Genomic DNA, 26227 nt, shown 5'->3' with positions numbered 1-26227 from the left:
GGTGAATTTACCTCGACACCCCGCGCCCCCTTAGCTTGACAAATGGGAGTACTGACACGTGAAAACACTGGCCTCACTGACAGCAATCGCTGGATTTGTTTCCTTGGCAGCAAGCGGTGCGTTGGCGCAGGACGCGCTCCCGCAAACCTTGTTCACCAATGTGCATATCTTTGACGGAATTAGTGAAGAGCGGATCGAAAACGCGAATGTTCTGGTTGAAGGCAATCTCATAAAGACAGTCTCGACTGACGGTATTGATGCGCCCGACGCAACGCTTGTTGACGGGGGTGGTCGCACGCTGATGCCAGGGTTGATTGACAGTCACGTGCATCTCTACGCTACTGGGCTCGTGCAATCCTTCTCGGGCCTTCAGGCCGCCAAATGGGATCAGATCGGGGCCACAGCAGCCGAAAATGCCCGCGACTATCTCTACGATGGTTACACCACGGTGCGGGATACCGGCGGAATGGGATCAGGTCTGCGTGAACTGATCGACAAAGGGATTGTAGACGGGCCACGCATCTATGCGTCAGGTGCGGCCATCGGCCCGACATCCGGGCACGGTGACTGGCGAAACCCCGAGCAGCGAACCTTCAACATGGGATCGGACGACGTCGCCAATACGTTCAACCTGTCCTATATTGCTGATGGTGCCGAGGAAATCCGGAAGGCATCGCGGCTTAACTTCGCGCATGGGGCGAGTTTCCTGAAACTGATGGCCGGTGGCGGTGTGTCATCCGAGCTCGATCCGCTCTGGTCCGTTGCTTACAACGTTGATGAGATTTCGACGGCTGTCGAGGCTGCGTCGTTCTTTGATACATATGTGACAGTCCACGCCTATACGGACGAAACGGTAACAATGGCTCTGGACGCCGGCGTCAAGTCGCTGGAGCACGCTCAGATGGTGAGCGAGGAGACCGTCAAACGCATTGCGGATGAAGGTATCTTCTGGGCTCTGAATGTTGCAGGGATGGATCCCGCGCTGCTCAACCATCCGAATTTCTCGATGCCGACGGTGAAACCGAAACTGGAAGAATATCTGGTTGGGTCAGAAAACGTCATTGATTACATTAAGAAATACAAACCCAAGATCGTGCATAACGTCGACACCGTGTTGTCCACCATCGGATTTGGACGCGCACACCGCGATTTTGAAAAATACTACTTCGCTGAATTGCTGGGGAACCATGCTTTCCTGGTTGCAGCAACCTCGACTGGTGGCGAACTGGCACAGCTTACAGGACGGCGGAACCCTTACCCCAACAAACTGGGTGTGATCGAAGAAGGGGCCTATGCAGACCTCCTGATCGTCGATGGAAACCCGCTGGAAGACCTGTCGGTTCTTGGAGCAAATCCGAAGTGGTTTGATGCACCTGCGCGTGATCGAGGGTTCGAGACCATTCGTGTGATCATGAAAGACGGCGTCTTCTACAAGAATACACTCGATTGAGTGTCGCGCGGGGTGATTTTACCTCGGCATCCCGCGTATCCCTGTCTTTACAAATGGGAACTTCTCAAAATGAGAATTCGAGCCAAACTGACACTTGTTCCAACAGTTCTCGCAGTTTTCTTGGCATTGCCGGTTCATTCGGAAGTCGCGCGTATCGAATGGGCAGACTTGGTCGATGAAACTGCTCAGGATTACGAAGATCCTTTCGTCGAATTGACGGGCAAACAGCTTAGCGCGCTTCGCAAATTGGTCCGGTTGCGCGCGCAGCAAGAAAAAGGCAGGTCGACGCCAGAGCTGTTAGACCAGCTTCAAGTGGATATCGAGGCGACCGAAGCAACCCTTGCTGAGGAAGGCGTTGATGCGAACTGGCTGATTTCCCAACGCTGGGTTGTGATGGAAAGACGTGAGAAGGCGGGTACGGCCGCTAACCTTGATTATGATGGCGTGACCGTTTCATTGGGCGGATTTGTGATCCCAGCACCCCGCGACGAAGATGGCTCCCAAATGGCATACATCGTGCCGGAACGTGGGATGTGCAGCCACGTACCGCCTCCGCCCCCGAACCAGATGGTGCGTTTGCACCTGAGTGATTCCTGGGCGCCATCGACAGTCTACGAGCCCATCGTTGTAACTGGTCAAATCAGGATTGAGGCGACGCAGAAGGAATTGCTGGTTGTTGATGGTCCCGTCCTCATGAAGGCTGCGTTTACGTTAGAGGTCGATGACGTGCAGACTTTTGGACCAACCAAGACTTCCAACGAAGATTCGACCAATAGGGCAAGTGTGCTGATGGGAAGAAAAAAAGCGACTGGCGGGGCTACCAGAGACGATTAGTGACACAGCCCAATTGACCAGAATATGGTTCAGAACGAGCGTTTGGGCTGTTGTAGATGAACTATCCGCGGTCAGAGATGAGACCCGAGAAAGCGATATGCTTGAGCGCGATATTGATAAGTTTTGTGGCAAGGTCCAAACCGCAATTGAAGGGTTTTAGTCAACCGTCTTGGACAATTGCAGTCCATTGCGGCTGGGGGGTGGTTTGTGAGTGGGCCATCCCCCAACTTATGGAAAAGTGCTCTTCGATGGGTCTTAGTTACATTTTATCGAAAGGTAGTCAGTGAGTGGCAAAACCACACGGCTACTGTGTTCGCAACTAAGTTGTTGCCCCGACTATGTCGAACATCCGGTGTTGGTAGAAACTGCCGTTAAAGCTCGAGATACTGTATAGGTCCTGAACCTAGACTTAGGCGGAGATCACTATTCTGGCCCTTCAAAACCTCGCTTGCATCGCAATCCAGCCTTCGGCAGGTATAATGCGAATATGACAAGAGATATTGAAGCTAACGCTCAGAAAATCGCCGATGCCCTGACCTCTACCCATCATATATCTCCACTGTCCTCAGAGGCAGGACAGCTAACGCTGGATGACGCTTATTCGATTGCAAGTCGCGTCCGAGAGCTTCGGGGCAAAAAGAGAGTCGGCCGAAAAGTCGGCTTCACGAACCGCACAATTTGGCCTGTTTATGGTGTGGATCAACCCATTTGGGGAGAGGTCCACGCAGATGGTCTGTTTTCGACTGATCAGCCGGTAAGTTTGGCAAGGTATTCAGAACCGAGAATCGAGCCAGAAATCGTACTAGGCCTTGGCTATGCCCCGACGGCTGAAATGAACAATGAACAGTTGGCAGGTTGCGTGGATTGGGTTGCCCCGGGATTTGAAATTGTTCAATCGATTTTTCCCGACTGGAAATTCTCAGTCGAAGATTCAATCGCAGCACAAGGATTGCACGGCTGCCTTGTTCTTGGCGACAAAATCGCGGCGACGCATGATGTTTTGATCGGCTTGGCCGAAGTGCCACTAGCATTGTTCAAGGGCACAGAGGCCATCGAGTCCGGCAAAGGCGAAAACGCGCTTGGAGGCCCAATTGAAGTCCTGGCTCATCTTGTGTCTGTGCTCTCCGAAGCCGACCAGCTTCAGGGAGGCGAGCTGGTTACAACCGGTACTTTGACAGACGCATGGCCAGTGTCTCCGGGTGAAGAATGGTCAGCTGGTTTTGGTGGCGTGATGGACACCGAGCTATCGGTACGATTTACATGAGGCTTTGGTAGATAGGTGACACCGACTGCACCAAAGAAAAGTTGCTCTCAATAGCTGACCATGATGGTCTTTCGCTGGTTTCATCAATTCTGGGAAGCAAATTACACGATGCTATCCAAATCAGATTACATGATGTTTCTCAGGCACCCTGCCTGGCTATGGATCAAGAAGCACGCCAGGCATCTGTTGCCGCCGATTGACCCCTCATTGCAAGCGCGCTTTGACGAGGGGCACGCGTTTGAGCCTTATGCAGAGGAGCTTTTTGGTGATCTCGTTCGCCTCGGTTTTTCAGATTTTTCAGAATACCAGGCTCTGCCCGCGCGTACTTTGGAGGCTTGGAGAAACGGTGCAAACGCAGTGGCGCAGGGACGCTATGAAGATGGAACCATAACTTGCATCTCCGACATCGTGAGCCGCAATTGCGATGGGTACGTTCTGACAGAGATCAAGAGCGGAACATCTGCAAAGCCCGAACACACTTTTGATCTCGCATTCCAGCGTGTCGTGCTTGAGGCGGCCGGGTTCCCCATTACGCGCTGCGAAGTGGCACATGTGAACCGTGATTACGTCAGAAACGGCGAAATCAATCCGCAAGAGCTTGTCGGCATCACTGACATCACGGACGCGGTGACTGAGCACCTCGAAAAAACACGCACGCGTATCGATCAGGCATTGAGCGTCGTTGCCAGCGGTACGATGCCTGATCCGTCCCCCGAACGTGCGCGCCTTAAATCCTATGGTGAATGGCTGGAGATCCGCGAAAAACTCGACCCACCTCTCGCGCATGACAGTATCCACCGCCTTCCGTTCATGAATGCGGAAAAAGCCTCGGAACTCATCGCAAATGGGACCACAAAGATTGACGAGATCAGTGATCCATCTGTGTTAGGCAAGTCGACACAGCGCTACTTGAGAGCAGTGGCGAACGGTGAACGCACAATCGATCATCAGGAGTTAAGCAGGTTTCTGAGCGAGATTGTCTATCCGGTTCACTATTTTGACTACGAGACATCTCAGAGTTTGCTGCCACCCTGGGACGGAACGCGTCCCTATCAGCAAGTGGCTTTCCAGTATTCCTTGCATATCCAGCATGAGCCTGGCGGAGAAATTGAGCACAGGGAGTATCTCCACCGAGACGCCAGTAACCCAATGCCAGCCTTGCTGAAAAGGCTTCGTGAGGACATAGGAAACGTTGGCTCTGTAGTGGTTTGGTATGCTCCGTTCGAGAAATCGCGCAATACGGAAATGGCGGAAACTTATCCAGAGCATGCAGAGTTCCTGGAAGGCCTAAACGCCCGCGTTGTAGATCTTATGAAGCCGTTTGCAGATGAAGTGATCAACGATCCCGCGTTCAAGGGAAGCGCCTCTATCAAGGCCGTTCTTCCAGCGTTTTTGCCAGAACTTTCATACGATGATCTGGACATCAAAGAGGGGGCGAGCGCGTCTCGCCTTTGGAAGGATGTAACACTGGCCGAACCGGGTGATCCAGCGCGCGAGAAGGTATATTCTGATCTTGTTGCGTATTGTACGCGCGACACCTGGGCGATGGTCGCAATTCATCGGGAATTGCTGGCGATGTGAGGTGTGCTGCGAACCAAAAGACGTTTTACGACTTTGCTCTACTGGATATCTGTGTGGGTTTTCGGTGTTAGAGCAGCCGCAAACTCAATCTTGCCACTCCAACCGATACAAGACGTGGTGACCGCGTAGACCTTTCAGGAGTCTGGGTTCTATTTCAGAAAATGAGAAATCGGTTCGCGCTCCGACCATGGCACGAGTCGCATCTGAAACGAGTATCTCGCCTGCCACACCAACGGTCGTTATGCGTGACGCTTTATTGACCACAGTACCGAAAAAATCTCCACGAGATTGCACGACATCACCTGTATGAATCCCAATCCGAACACCGAAAGATGGCTCCTCGGAAGCCGATGCAATGGCCCCCTGAATCTTGATGGCGGCCGTTAGTGCTTCTTTCGCGGACGGAAAGACGGACAACGTTCCGTCTCCGAGGGATTTCACGAACTGGCCATGATACTTTTCAATGATCGCCGCCAAGACTTGGAAGTGGTTTTCGATCAGCACCGACCAACGCTGATCGCCCAACGCCTCCGCCAACGTTGTGCTGCCCTCCACAACCGGTGTAGGTGCGCTCAAAACGCTGCATTCCCAACATTGATTTCATTGAAGAAAATCTTGGAAGATTGCCTATAACTCTGCGCGGTATTTGCGCATAACTTTGCACGATTTGCCCATAAGTTTGCGTGCCACAGGGAACCCATCGAACAAACCAGCTCCTATGGCTTATCTGCAATTCTCAAATGCAACTTATTCCCAATCGCCAGCAGACGAGCGCCACGTCTTAGCGTCCGCATCCCAAACACTGGCGGTGACGCAAGGCGTTGGGTTTATTCCGTCGCAATTGGATCCATGAATATCCGCAACAACAACGCGTTGACGCCCAAAATCAACAACCGTCCAGCCCTGGTTGAGCAAGGATTGAACCTCCTCTTCAATAAAGAAGTGCGAAATGCATCCGCCAGTTCCGCAGTAAAGAGATGCGGCGCTTGAACACGCAAAACCAGACTCATTCAAAACCCAGTCGCGTTGTAGATCTCCGTCGAGATCGACCCTTTCAACCGCGCCCCAATCTAAGTCAAACTGACCGTTGTTGAACTCCGCGCAGGCTCGTGCCGCCAGATCAACCTTTGCTCGCAAACCGGTTGGAAGTTGCGAAACGTCAGCCGCGACAACTGGTGAGGTCCAAACCAGGCCCGAACCAAGCAGGATCGCAGATACCAAACGTTTCAAGTAGCTTGCCAATTGGGAAGCCGGTTGGAAGGTGGCTTCAGTTGCATTGTTCATACCTGTAGTCCCCGTATTCCAGCCAGTTTGCCGAGCCTTCGTTAAAAATCAGAAATTCAGACCTGTCTTCACCAAGAAGGGCGACGACAAATCCGGCCGGTGGCTCAGAGTTTCCGAAGTAACTGTAGGCCGTCATGGCTCTGATCGACTCGCCGTTAACCGCTACTCGCGCGTCCCACTGCCCCTCTGGATTGTCCAAAATTACGGGTTCGATCACGCGTTTTTTCGCTCCGCCACCACAATAGACGATGCCTTCGGGCGCTTCGTAGGAGGTCTCTTGGCTAACTTCTGAATCGCACGCAGAACGAAGGGACCGAATTGCTGCGCTGGAACCTTTCAAGTCAAAAATTCCGTAGCTGACATCTTGATCAATCATCGACAGAGAAACCGATGCATTGGCCGCAAGCTGGTCCAGAACAAAACCATAGTCCGGCTGACTATTGAAACTGACCTCGACGGGATAGTTGTCGACGATCTGCACGGCAGCGTTTTCTGCGCCAACCTGAAATGCTCCAACTTCGGTGGTGCCGTTCTTCAAGAAACGAATGGAAAGCCCCTGCTTGTCCGCAATGTCCTGGCTGTCCTCGAATCCAGCCGGAGCAAAGCGAATACGGTCACACTGAAGTTCCAGCGTCATGTTTCCTGTCTGAATAAACGCATTGGGGTTGGGCCCGGAGCTGAACGACCACTCCGCTGATGCTGTGGTCGCCACTGCCATCAGTAGCATTCCAATGGAAATGGTTTTGCAGCTCATTTTTTCTCTCCATTGAGTTACGGTTCGCGCTGTCGTTCAGCAGAAGTTCCAGCCAATTGCCCGGACAGCCAGATCAGGAAACAGGTTCGCCGTATTCGTTTGCGCCTTCTTGGGAGGGTCGTGTCAGCCACCAGATCATCAGAATGGACAGAACCAATTGAAGGATTGAGACAACAACGATACCGGTCACACCCAGGACGGCCGCAGGTCCTCGCAATGCATCGGGGTTTTCGGTCCCTTGCTCCAATACTGAAAAGAACGCTACCCCACCCAGCATAACAAAAAGCGTTGTAATGCTGAGCGCCATCGGCAGCAGCAAATACCAGCCAGGTCGTCCTGTATCATGCAGCCTCCGCCAACCGGCGGCCAGCATAGGTATGAGAACGGCCAGTTGGAAAACAGAGGACAGAACCCGAGATCCCTGCCCTGTTTCAGGGTTGGTCCCGAATATGATCGTATCCAGCACAGCTAAACCAGCACTCACGACAACCACAAACAAGAAGAACCACCAATATTCTGAGCGTAAAGCCCGGCCGGAGAACTGGAAGTACTTCGAGAAACACGTTTTAACGGCTTCACCAAATCCCATCTTTCAATCCTTTTTCAGTTTCTGTGCGGCCTCAGAACGCCTCGCCGAGCCAAAAGATCACATTCGCCCTTATGGAAGCTCCCACTTACCTTTTTGTTTGAAAGCAGAAGCCTATCGCACGAAAGCATAGTGAATTTTACGCGCGGAAAAAATATTGATTTATTAAAAATTAGATTCAAACATGCGAATTCGACACAACTTTATTTTACCTCCGTTGTTGTCGTTGCTGCTCGCTGTGCCGAGCCCTTCCGACTGTTGGAGTGAGTGCTAGCGGTCGGAAGGCACTTTACAATGATTGAGCGCTGGGAGGACGCGATGCTCAGACTAAACGTACTCGCCCTATTTCCAGAATTCGCTCGAGCTTTTGCCAGTGTCGTCATTCAGCTTTCACACGTCGTCGGCGGTCTCGGTAGTCAAAGTAAAATCGCTCTGCCCGCCAAGCCCCCCGCGACAAGTTGTTGGAAAGGGAAATCACAGGGTCGAAGTATGTTCCATAGCCCGCTCTGACGCGAGAACTTCAAACAAGCCCATCCAATTTCACTAATTTCAAGGGAACCAGAGGGAGAAGAAAATGTCTAACAAGATGGTGATGATTGCAGGCACGACATGTTTCGCACTGCTTGCGGCCTGCGACGATACGGGTACATCCAGTGCGTCCGCCGAGCTCACGCCGGCTCAGCAGGCGTGTTTGCGAGATGTAGCAAGCACAACAAACAATTCACAAGTCGTGGTTCTCTCATCCGCGTTTAGCGAGGCGGGAACACAAGTCACTGTCGGTGTTGGTGAGGATCGTGCTCCTTGGAATTGCATTGCTTACACTGATGGCGCGACAGCTGGTATCGAGTTCCTGGGCGACGAAGGCGCATTGTGAGCAGTCTACCGCGTAGCCGAAATCGGCTGCGCAGCACTGGCTTGATCTGCTGAGGCTCGACTTGGTTTGTAGAACCACCATCATCGTATTCGCGGTCCTGTACCTGTTGGCGTTGGTTGCATTCTTGACAGGCACATTTGGCTGGTTGGGACAGGAACGAGACCCTTTGTCCGGAGTGTACCTACTGCCGTTGGGACTACCTTGGATACTTGTAGCGGACTTAATTTCGGAGTCCGCCAAGCCGTGGTTTGCAGCGATTGCTCCGATGCTCAACATTTTGGCGCTGGTTTTCATTTGCAGATGGGCTCGCAGTTTACACCAGAAATGAAGGTGGAGCTCTGTCTCACCAAAAGGGAGGAAAACATGGGAAAAGTGATCTTGGGAATTGTGATCGGGCTCGTCCTCGGCGTCGTTGGGGCGATGACCTTGGGTGGTGGGGCCGCGATGGGTGTCGGCGTTGCGACAGGCTTGTCCGCCGGTGTCTGCACCACATTGAAAGGAGCACAAGCTGAGAACCTTATCACCGCCGAGCAAGCGGATCAGATCCTCAACCGCGTAAATTCCGAAATGGCGTCACTGCAAGGAATTGAAACGACGGGCGAGATCGTCGGCAGCGCACAGGCATGCGATGAATTTCTGTCAAAGTTACGAGAAGCGAAGTGAGGTTCCGCTTTGTAAGGAACAAATCTCTAAGGACAAGCCAACAGGGAACCATCTGATGAAACTCGTTTTATTCAAACTCCTCACACCCATGTTCGCAATCGCGGGCGCAGCTGCCTTTGCAATGTCAGAAGCCGACGACGCGTGTATCGACCATTTGCGGCAGGTTGGTGGACCAGACGGTCAGTCCGGTACGATTGAAAGCTCAGAGTTCTCAGAAGCGGGCACGCTCGTCATGCTGCGAGATGCAGGTGGAACACTTTGGCGCTGCATCGCGTACAAGGATGGAAGCATCGGCGAGATGTCGGTTGTCGAAGCGATGGATGATGGCGGTGGAGCCATGGCAGGCGCCGCCGGGTCTACTGGTAGCCAACGTGTCAAATTTGATTCTGGTTCCACTGGCGCAGAACTTGTTGGTGAACTCGCGCCCGGAGCGTCGCAGCAATACGTTCTGGGTGCCAAAAACGAACAGTTCCTCTACGTTCGCGTTGCTCCGCGAAATGGCTCCTTGGACTACGTTATTCGCAACCCCGATGGTTCTGAACTGTTGGGATTGATGTCGGCGGACAAGGAGTATCGAGGACAGCTTTGGCAATCTGGTGATCATGTTGTGGAGGTCATCAATCGCAGCAACTCTTCCGTCGGCTACAACGTAATTTTCGGAATTGAATAGGTGATCAATCAGAAACCCAGGAACGCAAGTCCAAAAAAGAGAGGGAAAAACAGATGAAATCCAAGGTCCTAATTGTGATCGGCACGATGTGCGTTTCGGCGCTTGCAGCATGCGATGAGAGTAGCGGTTCGGTGGATGCAAGTGCACCAACTGTGGGCAGCTCTAGCGATCTTTCGTCATTTGAAGGGGCAAGAGCGGGCCAAGCTGAAATGGGCATTCAAAGCCTCGGGTTTGAACTCATCCGAAGCGAAGGTCTGACCTCGTACTGGTTTAACAAGGATACTGGTGCATGTGCTCGGATCACGACGTCTGAGGGAAGGTACTCAGATGTAGCTATGCTGCCATCAAGTGACTGCTGACAAAATTCCATCAATCCCAAATCTGAAAGAAGGAACTCACACTTGCATTTCGACCTGGCACATGCGGCGGTCATCATCGCCGCTCTAGTTATCACAAACATGGCATTGAAATCGGCGGGGGTGATAAACGAAGAAAACAAGCACCAATGGAACTGGAAAGTTGTTCTAGCCTACTTCGTAGTCGTCGTTATTATCAATCTGGTGTGGCCCATCTAAAGTTTCACAACGGAAAGCTAATCGCCCACTTGAAATGGTTATCGTGAACCAGCCCTTCCGAGAGACTATCAGGTCGGAAGAGTGTGACCATCAAGGGTTCAAGAATAGGAAGGAGCTGGTATGCGGTTTTTGGCGACCCTCATATTTATTGGTTTTCTGGCAACCGCTGCGAATTCTGACGTTACCAGTCGAAATGGCGGTCCAAGCAACAGTCAAATGCTCTCAAAGGGTGGTGACGGAGGCGTCGATGGTGTCGCTTTCTTTCGACCAGTCCTAAGCGGTGTCTTGTATCGATCCGGTTTCAAGGGTGGCGACAAGGATCGAACTGGCCTAAGTGAGGGTCAACGCGACACTCTGTGCGGTGAAGGGTTTTCAACCGGGTTTTATGCCGACTTTGGCAAGAACACTGAATACGGTCGCACAAGTTGTGGAAACGGATCCTTTGACTATCAAAGTGCCAGATCCTCCCGACCCGATGCTGTCATGGCTTCCATACACGAGGTGATTCAAAACCCTGGAAAAGGCCCTGTCCTGGTGCATTGCATGTGGGGCGTTCATTCCTCGGGGGCATTGTCGGCAATGGCGCTCGTTCAATTTTGTGGTTGGACGGAAGAAAGGGCCAAGGAATATTGGAATGATGCCCGAAACGGGGCCCCATGTTCAGGCGGATGCGACCAGTGGATTGACTCAAAATTCTCCAACTTCAGTGTCGACCCAAAGTTGAAAATCTCCATCGAACAACAGGCAGCGATTTGCCCTAAGTGATACCAGGAGGACTATCCAAATGAAGTTCAATCTTCTGTGGTCACTTGCTTTCATTGCACCTACTGCCTTGTGGGCGAACGACGATATTCTCGGTGAAGCCACGACATTTGATAGTCCCAATGGTGTTACGGAACGCTGCATTCGGATCGAAAAAGTTCCAACGGGTGAGTATCGAAAAAGCGATCTTGAGGAAGAAACGGCCTATTGCGAGATCGATTTCTATGCCTCCGAAATTGCTATTTGTCCAAAAACCTGGAGCACCAGCCCAGGAATGGCAGTCTACGATATTTCGGAAGGACCCTACGTGGGGAACCGAGCTGAATTCGAGAGAAACGCTTGCAAGGAGGGGAAGGCGGCAAAAGATCTGGCCAAGGACAGGGTGGCTAAATTCAAGTCCACCATGAACCAAAAAGGCACCAGTGGAACGTTTTCCACCTCGTCGCTGCTTTACTATCATTTCTCCAGATATTTCGACGCGACTGTCAAAGTTCCAGTCGCCGTTTGGCGTAGCATGGACGCCCAAGCGCATTTTTCCGAGGTCGCAGAGCCTGGCCTTGCGATTTCTGGTGGCTCTCATGGCGGGCGCATGAACCATGAAGGCTGGCGGGTCTTCGCAGCTGCGGATTCCGACCCAAACTCATACAAACCGACCGATGATCTGTTCACATCGGATCGAACGCAAATATATGGTGTTCTGCTTGATAGTCCTGGGCATCGATATGGCTCGGAAATCAACGGCACCCGAAAATCTGGTTGGGGAAAAGGACAAAACCGTGATTTTCAGGAAACCCCCGCTTTCTTGGCTTTGCGTTCTTCAAAACCCTTGCCAGAGGCCATTGCAGAGGGCGTTAAAGAAGGCCGAAAAGACCGGATCATCAACAAGGATCTCGGCCCCGATGTCAGCGACCAACAGATCGCATTTTGGATGCAAGAACTTACCGAAATTGTTCTACTCGACTTCATCTTCAGCCAGCAGGACCGTGTAGGAAACATAGACTTCACACCCTATTGGTATTGGGTCGAAGACGGAAAGCTGAAGCATAAGAAAGCCAATCACCATCAGCCGAACGATGGAGATATTCCCGCCGAGGCATTATTGATCCGTCGCAGCAATCTAAACGACAACGATGCTGGTGGGCGGGTCGAGTATGCTAACTTCGCGAAATCTACTCAAATGCTGGAAAAAATGCGGCACTTCTCTCCAAGCACCTACCGGCGCTTGGTTGCTTTGAATAGTGATCTTCAATCTCAAGGTCCCGTCTATGGCTGGTTGTCGCGGAGCCTTGGGTTGTCAGATAGGCAGATTGCCCAAGTTGTGAAAAACACCGAGCTGGCAACGTCCATTCTCCAGGACAATTGTTCTAATGGTGATTTGATGTTCGACTTGGATCCTGTCGCATTCTTTTTGAGAAACGACACCGAAGTGGAGGTCGTGAACTGTAGTGACCGTTAGGTGTTCTGCACTTTTTGCAGCGCTCATTTGGACCGCTCTGCTAACCTGCAAGGCCGCGGCATTGGATGTCATCGTCATATCGGATCTGAACGGAAGCTATGGTTCGGTACGATACGATGCCCGCGTCGACAAAGCGATTGAGCGGATAATCGAGATTGATCCCGATTTGGTGATTTCGACCGGAGATATGGTAGCGGGACAGCGCATTCCCAACTTGTCAGACAAACAGGTCAGGGAGATGTGGAAGGCGTTTCACGAGGCCGTATCAGATCCTTTAGAGGCTGCCGGCATTCCATTTGCGGTCACGCCAGGAAACCATGATGCCTCTGCGTACCGTGGGTTCGAGCGTGAAAGAAAAATATACGCAGAGGAATGGACACCAAGAAAGCCAGACGTCGACTTCCTGGTTTCAGATGACTACCCGTTCTTCTACGCATTTGAGATGCAGGGCATTACGTTTGCGTCTTTGGATGCTACGACCTTAGGGCCGCTATCCGGTGATCAGCAGGACCGCCTAAAGGAACTGGGTTCAGACGGAGACCCGATTGTCACTTTCAGTCACCTCCCACTTTGGCCGTTCGCAATCCAGCGCGAACGCGAAATCATCGGTGACCCAACACTTGAAAAAATCTATTTGGAAAGCGGTGTCGTTCTGCATCTGTCAGGCCACCATCATGCTTTCTATCCCGGTTGGAAAGACGGTGTAGCTTACGTCTCCCAAGCTTGTTTGGGAGGTGGCCCGCGACGGCTTATCGGCTCAAAAGCCAGATCGCCTCACAGCTTCACTCATGTTACGTTCCAGCCAAACGGAGAGTTTGGGATAGCAGTATATCGAGGCCCTGATTTCGAAAGGTCGGTAAACTTCAAGTCGCTCCCGAAAGAGATCAGATCCCCGAATGCGGTGTTGAAACGCTTAGACCTTGTGAAATGACTAGAGGTTGAGTTTCAGCTCAACTTTCTCAGGGACCAGGTCGTTTATCATCTCTTCGATCCGGGCTTCCGAAAGCCCACCCGAGGTGATGAAAAGCAATGAGACGCGAGATTTTCCAGGAACGTGGTGTTTTCTGACCAGCTTCCATCCAGCGTCTGCGGCCATGGCTTCAATGTCCCCGCTGACTTTCAATGAGTGCTCTTCGTTTGAAGCCTTGAGCGAAATTTCCACGCCCTTGTTTCGCCCACCGAGCCAAATGAAACACCAACATACAACCGCCACCAGTGTGGCCATCAAGGGCAAGCCCAGCCCTACCGCCAGCCCAAGCACGGTGACTATAATCATTTCCACCGTGTCGACCGGGTCATCCATATTTGATCGGAACCTTAACAGAGCTCCTATTCCAAAAATCACGAACCCGATCATCGATCCGTGCTGTACGACCAGAAACCCAACCGCCATGCCGACAAGCGCATAAAGGAAGAACAGTCGCGGCATGACGATATCGCTGACACTTCTACGGGCTTTACGTCTCACCGGATGATAGACGATCAAGCCAGCCAGAATGATCGTAACGATCACATCGAGAGTAAAGAAATACAGTTCCTGTTTGCCACGAAACTGCGTCCACCGGCGTTCGATAACGATTTCCGACCCCGAAGCCCCGGCCAGCATCGTCGCAGGGTCGACTTGTGACACCGCAGCACCTGGCAACAGCAGCATCAACAACACGGTCACAAATGTGAGGGTCGTATTCAACTTGTCTTCCTTCCTGCTCACGCCAAAGGCTTACGCTTCACCAAAGGCACATCGTGCCCTATTCAATTCAATCGCAACAGGCGGGATCAGGTAAAGAGATTACAGTGCATTCTTCGGACATCGCGTCCGGACTGTGATACGAACGCTGATACAAGGATATGGTCCAAGCGCGAGAAAACCCAATGTCAGAACACAAGCTGCTTCGGTCGAAACTTGGGTTTTCACGGTGCTTCCCCAAGCTTGGAACACTAGCTTCTTTTGCAAGCGCTACTGTTGCATTTCTGGCATGGATCGAGCTCGCCCACGCCGAGAGCCCCGGTTTGACTCTCATCGACTCCTTCAAGGTGGCGGATAAATCGGAAGGCTTCTCGGAGCCTTCCGGATTGTCTCTGTCCAACGCGGAAGGCTTCTTATGGTCAGTAAGCGACGCTGAACCTAAACTGCACCTACTTGGAATCGACGGGGCATTAGGAAACTCATTCAAGCTGCCTTCATTGGCGGGATCAGATCTGGAGGGCGTCGCATCACGAAAAGATGGGTCTGTTTTAGTACTTCAGGAAACTGATCGATCAATTCTAGTCGTTCACCCGACAGACCCCATTCAACTAACTACAATCCCTCTCACATCTCTCAAAGGCTACTCGGACGCCTCTGAATTTCTCGTCGGCAACCCTTTGAACAAGGGACCCGAAGGCATCGCCGTTGACCCGGAATCTGGGCGGGTCTTTGTTGGCATTGAGGGACAACCAAGGTTGTTAATGGTGTTATCGCCAGAACTAGACGAAATTGTTGAGATTATTCCTTTAGCCCGCGATGCAGGTTTTATCTCCGAGCGTGTAGATGATAATGAACTGGATTTGAGTGGCCTGGCATGGTCTCGGTCCTCGCGTTCACTTTGGATTGTGAGTGACAAAAGCCGTCAGATCTTCGTCTACAATCCAAAATCCAAGTCAGTAAAGTCTATCAGTTTGACGTTCTCAGAAGATGGCAAACAAAAGGAAGTTAAACATCCCGAAGGGATCGCTCTCGATGAGACCAAAGGGCTTCTCTACATCCTGACAGACGATGCCAAGAAATCGCGGCTCTATGTTTTTAATATCCCCAAATTTTGATCGCTGGGGAATGAAGCTCACATCGCCACAATAGCTTCCGCAAGTTGTTGCAGCTAGACTACTACTCCTCTTCGTTGGTGCGCCCTAATCAGAACCGAACACTTAAATTCGCGCCTAGGCCATGTTCTTGGCCATTGGAGCGAACAGAATAGCCATATCCTGCCGTTAGTCTTGCCAGATCAGAAATCTGATAGCCCAGTCCAAGCCCAAGAACGAAACCATTGGCGCCTCGGTTTTGTCCGACTTGCGTGAATGTCCCAAATATCGGGCTCGTGACAGTGATTTCGTGTTCACTGTCCTTGTTGGCAAAAAAATCATACTCGTAACGAGCAAAGGCGATTGGGGTTAGCACACCATTCTCTGTCAAGAAATCCCGCTGGTAGTCAATTCCAATAGAAGCGACCAGCGATTCTGCGTTCGCTTTTTCAATCGAGTAATTGAAATCACCACCGCCCGTCTCTGTGCCTGAACCTTGTTGAATACGCCCGTAGTTCAATCCAAAAACCGTGGAAACCCTTGCACCGCTGTCCAGGTTAAACAGCTTCCGTGCCTGGATACCGGCATGGATGCCCTCTTGGTCCAAATCAGACTTTGCCTCGCCTCCCGTAAAGCCATCGACAGAAGGGTTATTTCGCTTGGCGTCGGTTTCACCGAACATGTAACCGACCAGCCCGGAGAACTCCCAAGTTCCGGTTGTTGTGCGCCCATAGACGCCCACATGATAGCTGTCGGTCGAAAAGTCCTGATCGACTTGATCGTGTTCATCCATGGAGGATGTCCCAAAACCTGCGTACACGCCGACCACACCTCTATCGGTGCTTGCGACATCCGCTCCGACCAAAATCGTACCCAGCGAATAGTCGAATGTCCCAAGGCCATTGCTTCCATCAACGTCCCCGCTCACATAGGCCGTGTCGATCCACCAGCGCCGATCAGAGCAGTCTATTGCGCCGCTCGGGCTCTGGGCCGAGTCGATGTCGCCTTCTGCAACGGGTTGATCCGCATTGCTGAAGCCAACCGCTTGATACTTGCGGCAGTCAGCATGGCTCAGCACAGTGTTGGTTATCAGGTCAAGTTGCTCAAGCCCAACGGTCAAATTGGAGGAATAGGGTTCTGCGTGCACACGATTAAACGCAGCCAAACCTGAATTGGTAAGCGTGTTAACGGTATTACCCAAGGTTGAGCCATTGGTCAGATTAGTTCCAGGTGACGTGTTTGTGGTGTTAGCCACCGCACCAGCAAGGTTGCTTGCATTGGGAGATCCAACAACTGATGGATGTTGTGGTAAACTCGAGACGGGGAGGGTCGAAAACGCTATGTCGATTCTACCGTCTGCGGTTGGCGTGTTTGAGATACTCAGATTGGATAGGGCGGGCAGAGATCCCCCGGCAACAAGAGTTGGGGAGTTTCCGTCGAAACGCGAGGCTTGAAAAACCGTGTAGTCGTTGCCAGCAGCATAGTCCTGCGCAGTCAGGCCGGGACGAGCGGCATCGACTTGTATAGTGGCGCGGTTAATCCCTGTAACGGGCCCGCTGGATGACACCAAATCGGCTTTCTGACCGGCCGTCGGATCGACTTCACTTAAGATCCTTGACCCAGTTTCAAAGGCGATACCGCCACTATTGTTAAGCGTACCAATTGAAAAGCCCGGCGAAAGCACCCCTCCGTTCTTAACTGTGAAGTTGAATGCGTTCACGGTTCCCGTTCCGGCCAGCGTGCCAAAATTCTCAAAGTTTACGGTGTTCAAACTGCTTGCTGCATCGAGCCGAACGGTCGTGCCTGCCGCTATCGTCATGTCACTGGTTGAAGAAATCGAACTATTCGTCAGCGTGAAATCAGAAGCCTCAGCAACCCGAGTCTGAATATAGTAGGCCCCAAAAACGACTTCGGTCGCTCCCATAACGGTAAGGTTGTCATAGGTTAGCGGGCGGTCGGACTGGAAGTAGACTTCCGTGGGGTCGATATTCGCGCCGTTGAAGGGAGCGAACGTCATTGATCTGCCGGAACCAATCGAAGTTCCAATGAGGTTTACTCTGAGCTTCCCGTTGATGTTTGTTGCCAACGCTTCCCGGGATACAAAGTCTCCGCTGCCTGCGGCGACATCAACATTCAGAAGAGTTAAAACTGAAGCATTGCTTGAAACGATACTTTGGCCAGGAACATACAACTCAATTTCACCTGAGGACGTGATCGAGGAGTTTCCAATTGTAAGTCCTGTAATGGGTCCGTTTGGGATCGGCAGACACGTGCGTTCCGTCGTTGAGATTGTTTGATTACCGCGAGTGCTTTCAGATCCAGAAGCGTACTCATTTCTAGGAGAACCCAATTCCACGCAGGCCTGTGAGCTTTGGGCTTGTACTTTGGTTGGCGACATCAAATAAGCCAAAATTACGAATGCGATATTCGCCAGAGTGATGAGCTGAGCAATTCGACTTAGTGGGAACGGCCTATTGTTTGTCACCAACTTTCTCCTCTCGCGGTACAAGCGAAGCTACCTCAACTTAGGTCTTGAAAAACAAAGTTTATCTTTTTGGATTTTTTGTTGTGGCATATTAGCAAACTCACAACACGGGAAGGTCTGCCCAATGCAGACCTGCTCGTGCAATTGCTGCGAGGCAAGACAAGCCGGGTTTTGCATTCCGACCATACCCACCTTTGCGTAGAAGCAGTCGCAAAAGGTCAAGCCTTGAAACGATTTTCCCGAGCTTGACGGGCGCTGAACAGCGCCATTGAGTATAGGCATGGATCATTGGATTTCGGAGTCGATAGCTAAGATCAATGCAGATGCTCACCGCTCTGCCGATACGCACCTTTTCAAGCTAGTAGGCCAAAACTTCTGGACCGAGATTGATCTGATCGAGGGCGCGTTCCTTATTTAGAAACTCGACGAAACCAAATTGAAGTTTGAGTTTTAGAGTTTGCCAATTTTCGACAATATCTGAAAGCTGGTTGACTGACACCAAGAGAATGAAACAATAAACTGAGCAATGACACGGAGTACGAAGATACTGTTGGCGTTCACCGTATTGACGGTGGGGTTATGCATGTTCCTAGCGGGACGTGCGGTCGAACGTTACCAATATTAGGAGGCCTGCCTAGACTTGGGCGGAGGTCGCCATCCTGGAGATTACTCGATTTGCGTTTTGGAACAGCGTTCTAACTGACGGACGCGTCTCAGTCACGCCGCGATTGGAACAAAGAAGCTACGAGCACAACGATGCCAATTGCTGCGAGAATGAAAGTCAGCGGCAAAAAGAAGCTTTCTTGCAGAACGCCGTTTGGGTCGACACCGCCATAAAACAGATGCTCTGAAAGCCCACATAGTGCTGCAAGGAAAAGGATGACGATACCAAAAAGGCGAAGTTTGGTCATGTCAGGTCTCCTAGGGAATGGACCAATAGTTAGCATCGTTCTTCATACCTGTGAATTGAGGAACCTAGTTCTTCAATACCTTGATTGCATCGCGATCCAGCCTTCGGCAGGTATAATGCGAATATGACAAGAGATATTGAAGCTAACGCTCAGAAAATCGCCGATGCCCTGACCTCTACCCATCATATATCTCCACTGTCCTCAGAGGCAGGACAGCTAACGCTGGATGACGCTTATTCGATTGCAAGTCGCGTCCGAGAGCTTCGGGGCAAAAAGAGAGTCGGCCGAAAAGTCGGCTTCACGAACCGCACAATTTGGCCTGTTTATGGTGTGGATCAACCCATTTGGGGAGAGGTCCACGCAGATGGTCTGTTTTCGACTGATCAGCCGGTAAGTTTGGCAAGGTATTCAGAACCGAGAATCGAGCCAGAAATCGTACTAGGCCTTGGCTATGCCCCGACGGCTGAAATGAACAATGAACAGTTGGCAGGTTGCGTGGATTGGGTTGCCCCGGGATTTGAAATTGTTCAATCGATTTTTCCCGACTGGAAATTCTCAGTCGAAGATTCAATCGCAGCACAAGGATTGCACGGCTGCCTTGTTCTTGGCGACAAAATCGCGGCGACGCATGATGTTTTGATCGGCTTGGCCGAAGTGCCACTAGCATTGTTCAAGGGCACAGAGGCCATCGAGTCCGGCAAAGGCGAAAACGCGCTTGGAGGCCCAATTGAAGTCCTGGCTCATCTTGTGTCTGTGCTCTCCGAAGCCGACCAGCTTCAGGGAGGCGAGCTGGTTACAACCGGTACTTTGACAGACGCATGGCCAGTGTCTCCGGGTGAAGAATGGTCAGCTGGTTTTGGTGGCGTGATGGACACCGAGCTATCGGTACGATTTACATGAGGCTTTGGTAGATAGGTGACACCGACTGCACCAAAGAAAAGTTGCTCTCAATAGCTGACCATGATGGTCTTTCGCTGGTTTCATCAATTCTGGGAAGCAAATTACACGATGCTATCCAAATCAGATTACATGATGTTTCTCAGGCACCCTGCCTGGCTATGGATCAAGAAGCACGCCAGGCATCTGTTGCCGCCGATTGACCCCTCATTGCAAGCGCGCTTTGACGAGGGGCACGCGTTTGAGCCTTATGCAGAGGAGCTTTTTGGTGATCTCGTTCGCCTCGGTTTTTCAGATTTTTCAGAATACCAGGCTCTGCCCGCGCGTACTTTGGAGGCTTGGAGAAACGGTGCAAACGCAGTGGCGCAGGGACGCTATGAAGATGGAACCATAACTTGCATCTCCGACATCGTGAGCCGCAATTGCGATGGGTACGTTCTGACAGAGATCAAGAGCGGAACATCTGCAAAGCCCGAACACACTTTTGATCTCGCATTCCAGCGTGTCGTGCTTGAGGCGGCCGGGTTCCCCATTACGCGCTGCGAAGTGGCACATGTGAACCGTGATTACGTCAGAAACGGCGAAATCAATCCGCAAGAGCTTGTCGGCATCACTGACATCACGGACGCGGTGACTGAGCACCTCGAAAAAACACGCACGCGTATCGATCAGGCATTGAGCGTCGTTGCCAGCGGTACGATGCCTGATCCGTCCCCCGAACGTGCGCGCCTTAAATCCTATGGTGAATGGCTGGAGATCCGCGAAAAACTCGACCCACCTCTCGCGCATGACAGTATCCACCGCCTTCCGTTCATGAATGCGGAAAAAGCCTCGGAACTCATCGCAAATGGGACCACAAAGATTGACGAGATCAGTGATCCATCTGTGTTAGGCAAGTCGACACAGCGCTACTTGAGAGCAGTGGCGAACGGTGAACGCACAATCGATCATCAGGAGTTAAGCAGGTTTCTGAGCGAGATTGTCTATCCGGTTCACTATTTTGACTACGAGACATCTCAGAGTTTGCTGCCACCCTGGGACGGAACGCGTCCCTATCAGCAAGTGGCTTTCCAGTATTCCTTGCATATCCAGCATGAGCCTGGCGGAGAAATTGAGCACAGGGAGTATCTCCACCGAGACGCCAGTAACCCAATGCCAGCCTTGCTGAAAAGGCTTCGTGAGGACATAGGAAACGTTGGCTCTGTAGTGGTTTGGTATGCTCCGTTCGAGAAATCGCGCAATACGGAAATGGCGGAAACTTATCCAGAGCATGCAGAGTTCCTGGAAGGCCTAAACGCCCGCGTTGTAGATCTTATGAAGCCGTTTGCAGATGAAGTGATCAACGATCCCGCGTTCAAGGGAAGCGCCTCTATCAAGGCCGTTCTTCCAGCGTTTTTGCCAGAACTTTCATACGATGATCTGGACATCAAAGAGGGGGCGAGCGCGTCTCGCCTTTGGAAGGATGTAACACTGGCCGAACCGGGTGATCCAGCGCGCGAGAAGGTATATTCTGATCTTGTTGCGTATTGTACGCGCGACACCTGGGCGATGGTCGCAATTCATCGGGAATTGCTGGCGATGTGAGGTGTGCTGCGAACCAAAAGACGTTTTACGACTTTGCTCTACTGGATATCTGTGTGGGTTTTCGGTGTTAGAGCAGCCGCAAACTCAATCTTGCCACTCCAACCGATACAAGACGTGGTGACCGCGTAGACCTTTCAGGAGTCTGGGTTCTATTTCAGAAAATGAGAAATCGGTTCGCGCTCCGACCATGGCACGAGTCGCATCTGAAACGAGTATCTCGCCTGCCACACCAACGGTCGTTATGCGTGACGCTTTATTGACCACAGTACCGAAAAAATCTCCACGAGATTGCACGACATCACCTGTATGAATCCCAATCCGAACACCGAAAGATGGCTCCTCGGAAGCCGATGCAATGGCCCCCTGAATCTTGATGGCGGCCGTTAGTGCTTCTTTCGCGGACGGAAAGACGGACAACGTTCCGTCTCCGAGGGATTTCACGAACTGGCCATGATACTTTTCAATGATCGCCGCCAAGACTTGGAAGTGGTTTTCGATCAGCACCGACCAACGCTGATCGCCCAACGCCTCCGCCAACGTTGTGCTGCCCTCCACATCAGTGAAAAGTACTGAAGCCAAACCTTCGGTTTGGATCAGCTCGGGTCCATCTTCGCGCGCAGCATCAACCAGTTTTTGGATGGCCAGCTGCTCTTTACCCACGAGTTCAATATTTGGAGTTGGCACTGAAGCGTGGCGATTGATGATCTTCCAGGCTGCTCCCTCCAGGACAAAAATCAGGACGGTGCGGTAAAAGACGGCTTCATCAAAGCCGACAAACTGAATCTTGTGGACGAAGGATGACCATCCTGTTTCTCCGTTTTCGAAGGCCTCAGCTTCAACTTCTTCGAAAACGACGGGTGCCGGGATCTCCGCAAAAAATCCGCTAACCCCATCGCGAACTGCTTGCCCGCTCCAAAACTCACCTTCGCCTGTGCCAACGAACCTTAGTTCATCTGCTTGCGACAGAAAATCCTGCAACTCGTCAGTATTCTTTTTGGTTCTGAGTATTTCATACCAACGCCTCGAAACCGCCAGCAGCTCAGGTGAGGAACGTATCATCACAAATGACTCGAGACGCTAAATCGAATGAGGCTTACAAGGTCTTGCAACCGGGATCTCCATTTTTCGAAAGATGCAGGTCAATGCTGCCGCTGACGTTTGGTCAGATCAAGACTTTTGTATTTCTCCAGAACACAGCGCGTCAGACGCAGATCAAAAGACGCGCGTCGGTTCAGAGCGAACTATCGACGGAGTTTCTGAGCTCGAGTCTGGATCACAGGGCATCGAATCGCTTCGCTGTCTGAGAACTACTCGACGCTGTACTGGCCCGCAAAATAGGATGCTTCATTCTTTTTGGCACACGCTAAGCTAGAAGGTTCCCAGAACTACGCGGTGAATTTCGAAGTGCAGCACGCTCCGTCTTGACATGGTTATGCGAACTGGTTCAGCTTGCGGTCATGACGTTCACACGCATCCACTGCCATCGAATATCGGCCTGAAGTCGATAACCCACGCGAAATCCGCGGGAGGCAGCATTGGTATGCGGGCGAGGCTTATATCCTTGTAATTGCTCCAGATTAGAGTGCACGAGTCGGTTCGATTCCGACGCCTCCTACCATTCTCAGGAGGAGTCCGACATGGCGGACGACGCGAAGAACACAATTGACTTCAACGATATCAAGCAATCGGTCGAGGAGAGCCTCGGACGAACACCCGAAGGCTGGTCCGGCTTGACCACAAAGCTCTTCACAGAGGTTAAGAAATACTGCGATCTGAAGGGTGCCACCTACCCCTTTGTCCTCCAGATCAAGGGGAAGCTGGGAGAGCTCCGCATCTACCACAGGTGTGATGATCGACACATCCAGTCGATGATCATCGCCACGATTGCACGAGCAAATCGTACCTGTGAGCGCTGCTCAAACGCTGCCGAGACCCAGCTGTTGGACGGCTGGTACACGACACTGTGTTGTTGGTGCGCGCATGATGTCGCGACCAAGCGCCATCCGAAACGGCACCGGCTATTTGGCGTTCGAAAAAAGCGTGTTCGAGATCGAATGACCTGCGGTGTCTGCGGATATTACGGCCAGATTGACCGAACGGATGACCGTAATCGGTGCCCCGCATGCGTGAAGAAGGACTGGTGATGACCGCCGAACAACAAGTGATCTTCAATAAGATTATGGAAGACTACGATGATGAGGACTACGCCCGGAAGCTCATGAATACGAGCTCGCTGGCCACCGGTCATGTCCCGCCGATTGCCCTTTGCCAGATCTCGAGAGGGGTCTTCCATCTCAACAAGACCAAGTTCTGGAGAGTGTAACTGATGGGTGATGTCGAAAAGAGCTGGAAGGAATTCCGGGAAAAGGTCCGAGGTGTGATCGAGGACCATGGAGCGCCGGCTGATCTCCGCTCATTTGACGCCTGGTACGCCGAAGAGATGCGTTTGGTGATGGCGCACAACTACCCAGCTCCGCACGTCCCTGACGTCACATGGTCGACCGAGGGTCTGCATGTCGAGTGTGATGACCGCGAAGTGGTCGACCATATGATGACTGCTATGGCGCAGGTTTCACACGATCTCAAAGAGGCGCGCGCCCGGAGGTCAGTGATGAGCAGTGTTGTCGACTGGAATGATATTCATGGAAGCGTCTTCAAGCAGCTTGGTGAGTATCGTGCCGGGTGGGCGGAGCAGCTTACGCTTGCACTTGAGAAAGTGAAGAGGTTGATCGACGAGCAGCCCGACCTGTTTGGTGATGAACACCCGTCCATCGTTCAGATCAAACAGAAATGGGGAGGCTTGCGCGTCTATGAGGGCCCGGGCTGCAACCAGGCTACGAGTGAAGAGATTCAATGGCGTGTCGATCAGATTGAGCAAACCTGTGAAGGTTGTTCTAATTCTGCTCAACGCCAGAGCATCCTTGGGTTTGTGACGACGCTTTGCAGCTGGTGCTACAATGATGCTCTGCGGCGGCGATTTGAGGGCGCCGAAGAATCCTGGCCCGACAGCCTGAGGCTGGACATTGTGGAAAACTATCCAGACCTCGTTTCTCCGAATTGCGCATCTCTTGTCCCTGCTGTCGGAAAGGGCTGGCTCGTCATGATTTCGCAAGCACTCCACAAGCTTTCCTTCCGTCAGGATTTCAGGGCACTGGACCCTGGAACTATTCAGATCTCGGACATTAAGAAAGGCCAGGATGGCAAGATCTGTATCGGGTTCAGTCGATACCACGATCTCATTCAGGAGTGCGCTGACTGGATGGAATTTCGATGCGGTGTGACGTGTGAAGAGTGTGGCCACGTTGGTGACATCGTTCGGACAGCCGACAGGTCTCAAGTGCTCTGTTCTCACTGTTACTGTACTCGGGAGAGGTCTGATGGGTGATGACGACGACGTTGAGCTGGATGAACAAACCTTGCGTTTGCTTAGACTTCGGGAGGCTGAAATTGCGGCTGGTCGAGCAAAACTAACCAAGCCGATCTCGGCGGATGAGATCCGGGCGCGAAAGGTTGCTGAGCCGAAAGACAAGACAGATGAGTGACGAGACTACAGAAGAGGAAATCCCAATTTTCGTAGTCTGCGAGACTTTGGTGAACGGCAAACTTCGAGAGATTGAAGGAAAAGAGATCACTGTAAAACCAAACAAGATCTTAGTCTTGACGATCAGTGTCGAGGATGTTGAGCGATGACAGATGATTTTTCAGAAGACGAGATCTTCGGGCGCCCGTTGCAGGATGTTCCTCTGGATGACTTGATGGCAGAGTTGCAAGCTCGTCGCAAAGAGGGTCCGGAGGTCTGGCTTGCATTGCGCAAAATGATTTTCGAGCAAATCGCCGATTTTGCACAGCGTCCGGCCGATGCGCCCAAATGGCGGGATGAATGGGTCAAAGAGAACACCTGGGATCTAGTGACTGACGACGATTATGTCGAGATCACTGATGGTAGCGGCAACGTGTTCGACGAACTCGGGATCGAAGACCCAAGGAAGAAGACTTAGTGATGGGGGCGGAGCATATCAGCTTGATCTTATCCGCCGTGATCATTGTCGCGTTGACGATCTACGTCAGACACATCGTCCACACTGCTGGAAAAGATCGCGAAGTCGATCCAGAGCGAGTTCGAAGGATAATGCGAGATCTAGACTACAGCCACCTGGACCAAGTGATGAACCGGCGAAGGAAGAGGTAGCGGGATGTTGAAGGTGGTTGTCTATGTTGGTGATCAAGAGGTCGCCCGAGCTGTGGCTGAGAACGCTTCAGATCTGGCTGACGTGTCTAATTACGATATCCGCATGAATGAGAGGGCATCTGAACAGCTCGGTGTTGAAGAACGAGGCCTTGGCGGCAGAATCGAAGACCACCCACGAAATCAAACTGTTTGGTCGCTTGTTCGCAAGATCGCAGACCTTTGGCTTGCAGGGACTGGTGCTGGTGAAGAAAGCGCTCAGGCAAAGCTGCTGCCGTTGATCCGTGAGTCCATTCGCGAACCAGACGAGAGGATCGAAAAGGCATCGAACCAGAATGACGATTGGAATGCTGTGATCAAACAGATTTCTGATGACGAGCCGTATTCCCTAGGCTTCTACGCTGACAAATTTGAGTCGTGGACAGCGGACGAGATTGAAACTCTTCGATGTGATGTGGTTGAATCAGCCACAGAGGAAGAACTAATGGCCGAGGTCGAACGCCGGCGAAGAGCTGGTCTACTGCCCCAGGAGGCCTCGAATGATGGCTTCTCAGAAATGGTTGATGATCTCTGGGGCAAGCTCGATACAGACCCAGACCGCTAGTACAGCTTACCTGCCGCCACTAACCAAAA

The 26227-nt window shown here is 51.9% G+C and carries 26 protein-coding genes and 1 tRNA gene; 19 read left to right on the top strand and 8 right to left on the bottom strand.

Going from position 1 to position 26227, the window contains the following annotated elements; translation table 11 throughout:
• Nucleotides 1-58 precede the first annotated feature (58 nt).
• From GS646_RS00270 to GS646_RS00255, 4 genes are all read left to right on the top strand, one after another.
• Nucleotides 59-1450, top strand: coding sequence for an amidohydrolase family protein (locus tag GS646_RS00270; RefSeq protein ID WP_171648987.1), 1392 nt, complete (start codon nucleotides 59-61; stop codon nucleotides 1448-1450).
• Nucleotides 1451-1519: 69 nt separating this feature from the next.
• Nucleotides 1520-2284, top strand: a complete 765-nt coding sequence (locus GS646_RS00265) for a DUF3299 domain-containing protein (protein WP_171648985.1) — start codon at nucleotides 1520-1522, stop codon at nucleotides 2282-2284.
• A gap of 487 nt (nucleotides 2285-2771) precedes the next feature.
• Nucleotides 2772-3548 carry a 2-keto-4-pentenoate hydratase gene (locus tag GS646_RS00260; protein WP_171648983.1) on the top strand — a complete coding sequence of 259 codons (777 nt, stop codon included), beginning with the start codon at nucleotides 2772-2774 and terminating at the stop codon, nucleotides 3546-3548.
• A gap of 108 nt (nucleotides 3549-3656) precedes the next feature.
• Nucleotides 3657-5129 carry a DUF2779 domain-containing protein gene (locus GS646_RS00255; RefSeq protein ID WP_171679250.1) on the top strand — a complete coding sequence of 491 codons (1473 nt, stop codon included), beginning with the start codon at nucleotides 3657-3659 and terminating at the stop codon, nucleotides 5127-5129.
• Between the two features lie 84 nt (nucleotides 5130-5213).
• On the opposite strand, the gene GS646_RS00250 is transcribed toward GS646_RS00255, so the two are convergent.
• From GS646_RS00250 to GS646_RS00235, 4 genes are all read right to left on the bottom strand, one after another.
• Entirely contained in the window at nucleotides 5214-5684 is a 471-nt protein-coding gene (locus GS646_RS00250; protein ID WP_371732103.1) for an adenylate/guanylate cyclase domain-containing protein, read from the bottom strand.
• Nucleotides 5685-5876: 192 nt separating this feature from the next.
• Nucleotides 5877-6413: a hypothetical protein gene (locus GS646_RS00245; RefSeq protein ID WP_171648979.1), complete on the bottom strand. Its 537-nt coding sequence runs from the start codon at nucleotides 6411-6413 to the stop codon at nucleotides 5877-5879.
• Nucleotides 6397-7131, bottom strand: a complete 735-nt coding sequence (locus GS646_RS00240) for a hypothetical protein (RefSeq protein ID WP_253746802.1) — start codon at nucleotides 7129-7131, stop codon at nucleotides 6397-6399. Before GS646_RS00240 ends, GS646_RS00245 begins: the two co-directional genes overlap by 17 nt.
• A gap of 109 nt (nucleotides 7132-7240) precedes the next feature.
• The gene (locus GS646_RS00235; RefSeq protein WP_170555158.1) at nucleotides 7241-7756 is read right to left on the bottom strand and encodes a DUF805 domain-containing protein; all 516 of its coding nucleotides are present in this window, start codon (nucleotides 7754-7756) and stop codon (nucleotides 7241-7243) included.
• 571 nt (nucleotides 7757-8327) lie between these two features.
• Between GS646_RS00235 and GS646_RS00230 the strand changes: the two genes are divergently transcribed.
• The 5 genes from GS646_RS00230 to GS646_RS00210 all read left to right on the top strand — a co-directional run bounded on the left by GS646_RS00230 (nucleotide 8328) and on the right by GS646_RS00210 (nucleotide 13684).
• Complete coding sequence (locus GS646_RS00230; RefSeq protein WP_171679251.1) at nucleotides 8328-8627, top strand: hypothetical protein; 300 nt, start codon at nucleotides 8328-8330, stop codon at nucleotides 8625-8627.
• A gap of 363 nt (nucleotides 8628-8990) precedes the next feature.
• A complete protein-coding gene (locus GS646_RS00225; protein ID WP_171648752.1) occupies nucleotides 8991-9290 on the top strand; it encodes a hypothetical protein in 300 nt (99 codons plus the stop codon).
• A 55-nt stretch (nucleotides 9291-9345) separates the two neighbouring features.
• Nucleotides 9346-9960, top strand: a complete 615-nt coding sequence (locus GS646_RS00220) for a hypothetical protein (RefSeq protein WP_170568101.1) — start codon at nucleotides 9346-9348, stop codon at nucleotides 9958-9960.
• A 1359-nt stretch (nucleotides 9961-11319) separates the two neighbouring features.
• On the top strand, nucleotides 11320-12753 hold the full coding sequence (locus GS646_RS00215; RefSeq protein WP_171648750.1) for a hypothetical protein: 1434 nt from the start codon (nucleotides 11320-11322) through the stop codon (nucleotides 12751-12753).
• A 61-nt stretch (nucleotides 12754-12814) separates the two neighbouring features.
• Nucleotides 12815-13684, top strand: a complete 870-nt coding sequence (locus tag GS646_RS00210) for a metallophosphoesterase (protein ID WP_171648748.1) — start codon at nucleotides 12815-12817, stop codon at nucleotides 13682-13684.
• On the opposite strand, the gene GS646_RS00205 is transcribed toward GS646_RS00210, so the two are convergent.
• Nucleotides 13685-14443, bottom strand: coding sequence for a hypothetical protein (locus GS646_RS00205; RefSeq protein WP_170428316.1), 759 nt, complete (start codon nucleotides 14441-14443; stop codon nucleotides 13685-13687). It lies immediately after the preceding gene.
• A gap of 182 nt (nucleotides 14444-14625) precedes the next feature.
• On the opposite strand from GS646_RS00205, the gene GS646_RS00200 reads away from it, so the two are divergent.
• On the top strand, nucleotides 14626-15555 hold the full coding sequence (locus GS646_RS00200) for an SdiA-regulated domain-containing protein (protein WP_170515920.1): 930 nt from the start codon (nucleotides 14626-14628) through the stop codon (nucleotides 15553-15555).
• Nucleotides 15556-15643: 88 nt separating this feature from the next.
• Here the strand turns inward: GS646_RS00200 and GS646_RS00195 are convergent, their stop codons facing one another.
• Nucleotides 15644-18016: an autotransporter outer membrane beta-barrel domain-containing protein gene (locus GS646_RS00195; RefSeq protein ID WP_371732000.1), complete on the bottom strand. Its 2373-nt coding sequence runs from the start codon at nucleotides 18014-18016 to the stop codon at nucleotides 15644-15646.
• A gap of 713 nt (nucleotides 18017-18729) precedes the next feature.
• Nucleotides 18730-18927, bottom strand: a complete 198-nt coding sequence (locus tag GS646_RS00190) for a DUF3955 domain-containing protein (protein ID WP_171649057.1) — start codon at nucleotides 18925-18927, stop codon at nucleotides 18730-18732.
• Nucleotides 18928-19050: 123 nt separating this feature from the next.
• Between GS646_RS00190 and GS646_RS00185 the strand changes: the two genes are divergently transcribed.
• Together GS646_RS00185 and GS646_RS00180 are read left to right on the top strand one after the other, a co-directional pair.
• Nucleotides 19051-19827: a 2-keto-4-pentenoate hydratase gene (locus tag GS646_RS00185; RefSeq protein WP_171648983.1), complete on the top strand. Its 777-nt coding sequence runs from the start codon at nucleotides 19051-19053 to the stop codon at nucleotides 19825-19827.
• 108 nt (nucleotides 19828-19935) lie between these two features.
• A complete protein-coding gene (locus GS646_RS00180; protein WP_171679250.1) occupies nucleotides 19936-21408 on the top strand; it encodes a DUF2779 domain-containing protein in 1473 nt (490 codons plus the stop codon).
• An 84-nt stretch (nucleotides 21409-21492) separates the two neighbouring features.
• Here GS646_RS00180 and GS646_RS00175 read toward each other — a convergent pair whose 3' ends face one another.
• Complete coding sequence (locus tag GS646_RS00175) at nucleotides 21493-22467, bottom strand: adenylate/guanylate cyclase domain-containing protein (protein ID WP_171679249.1); 975 nt, start codon at nucleotides 22465-22467, stop codon at nucleotides 21493-21495.
• Between the two features lie 465 nt (nucleotides 22468-22932).
• On the opposite strand from GS646_RS00175, the gene GS646_RS00170 reads away from it, so the two are divergent.
• From GS646_RS00170 to GS646_RS00140, 7 genes are all read left to right on the top strand, one after another.
• Nucleotides 22933-23026, top strand: a tRNA-OTHER gene (locus tag GS646_RS00170).
• A 19-nt stretch (nucleotides 23027-23045) separates the two neighbouring features.
• Nucleotides 23046-23552: a hypothetical protein gene (locus GS646_RS00165; RefSeq protein ID WP_171649018.1), complete on the top strand. Its 507-nt coding sequence runs from the start codon at nucleotides 23046-23048 to the stop codon at nucleotides 23550-23552.
• Nucleotides 23531-23731 carry a hypothetical protein gene (locus tag GS646_RS00160; RefSeq protein ID WP_171649020.1) on the top strand — a complete coding sequence of 67 codons (201 nt, stop codon included), beginning with the start codon at nucleotides 23531-23533 and terminating at the stop codon, nucleotides 23729-23731. The genes GS646_RS00165 and GS646_RS00160 overlap by 22 nt, the downstream gene beginning before the upstream one ends.
• A 3-nt stretch (nucleotides 23732-23734) precedes the next feature.
• Nucleotides 23735-24793, top strand: a complete 1059-nt coding sequence (locus GS646_RS00155; protein ID WP_171649022.1) for a hypothetical protein — start codon at nucleotides 23735-23737, stop codon at nucleotides 24791-24793.
• Entirely contained in the window at nucleotides 24786-24950 is a 165-nt protein-coding gene (locus tag GS646_RS00150; protein WP_171649024.1) for a hypothetical protein, read from the top strand. The genes GS646_RS00155 and GS646_RS00150 overlap by 8 nt, the downstream gene beginning before the upstream one ends.
• 144 nt (nucleotides 24951-25094) lie before the next feature.
• A complete protein-coding gene (locus tag GS646_RS00145; RefSeq protein ID WP_171649028.1) occupies nucleotides 25095-25406 on the top strand; it encodes a hypothetical protein in 312 nt (103 codons plus the stop codon).
• Between the two features lie 195 nt (nucleotides 25407-25601).
• Nucleotides 25602-26198, top strand: a complete 597-nt coding sequence (locus GS646_RS00140; RefSeq protein ID WP_170668435.1) for a hypothetical protein — start codon at nucleotides 25602-25604, stop codon at nucleotides 26196-26198.
• Nucleotides 26199-26227 lie beyond the last annotated feature (29 nt).

Origin of the sequence: Ruegeria sp. HKCCD4315 (assembly GCF_013112245.1) — a bacterium.
GTDB lineage: Bacteria > Pseudomonadota > Alphaproteobacteria > Rhodobacterales > Rhodobacteraceae > Ruegeria.
This window is presented reverse-complemented; position numbering and strand designations above follow the sequence as displayed.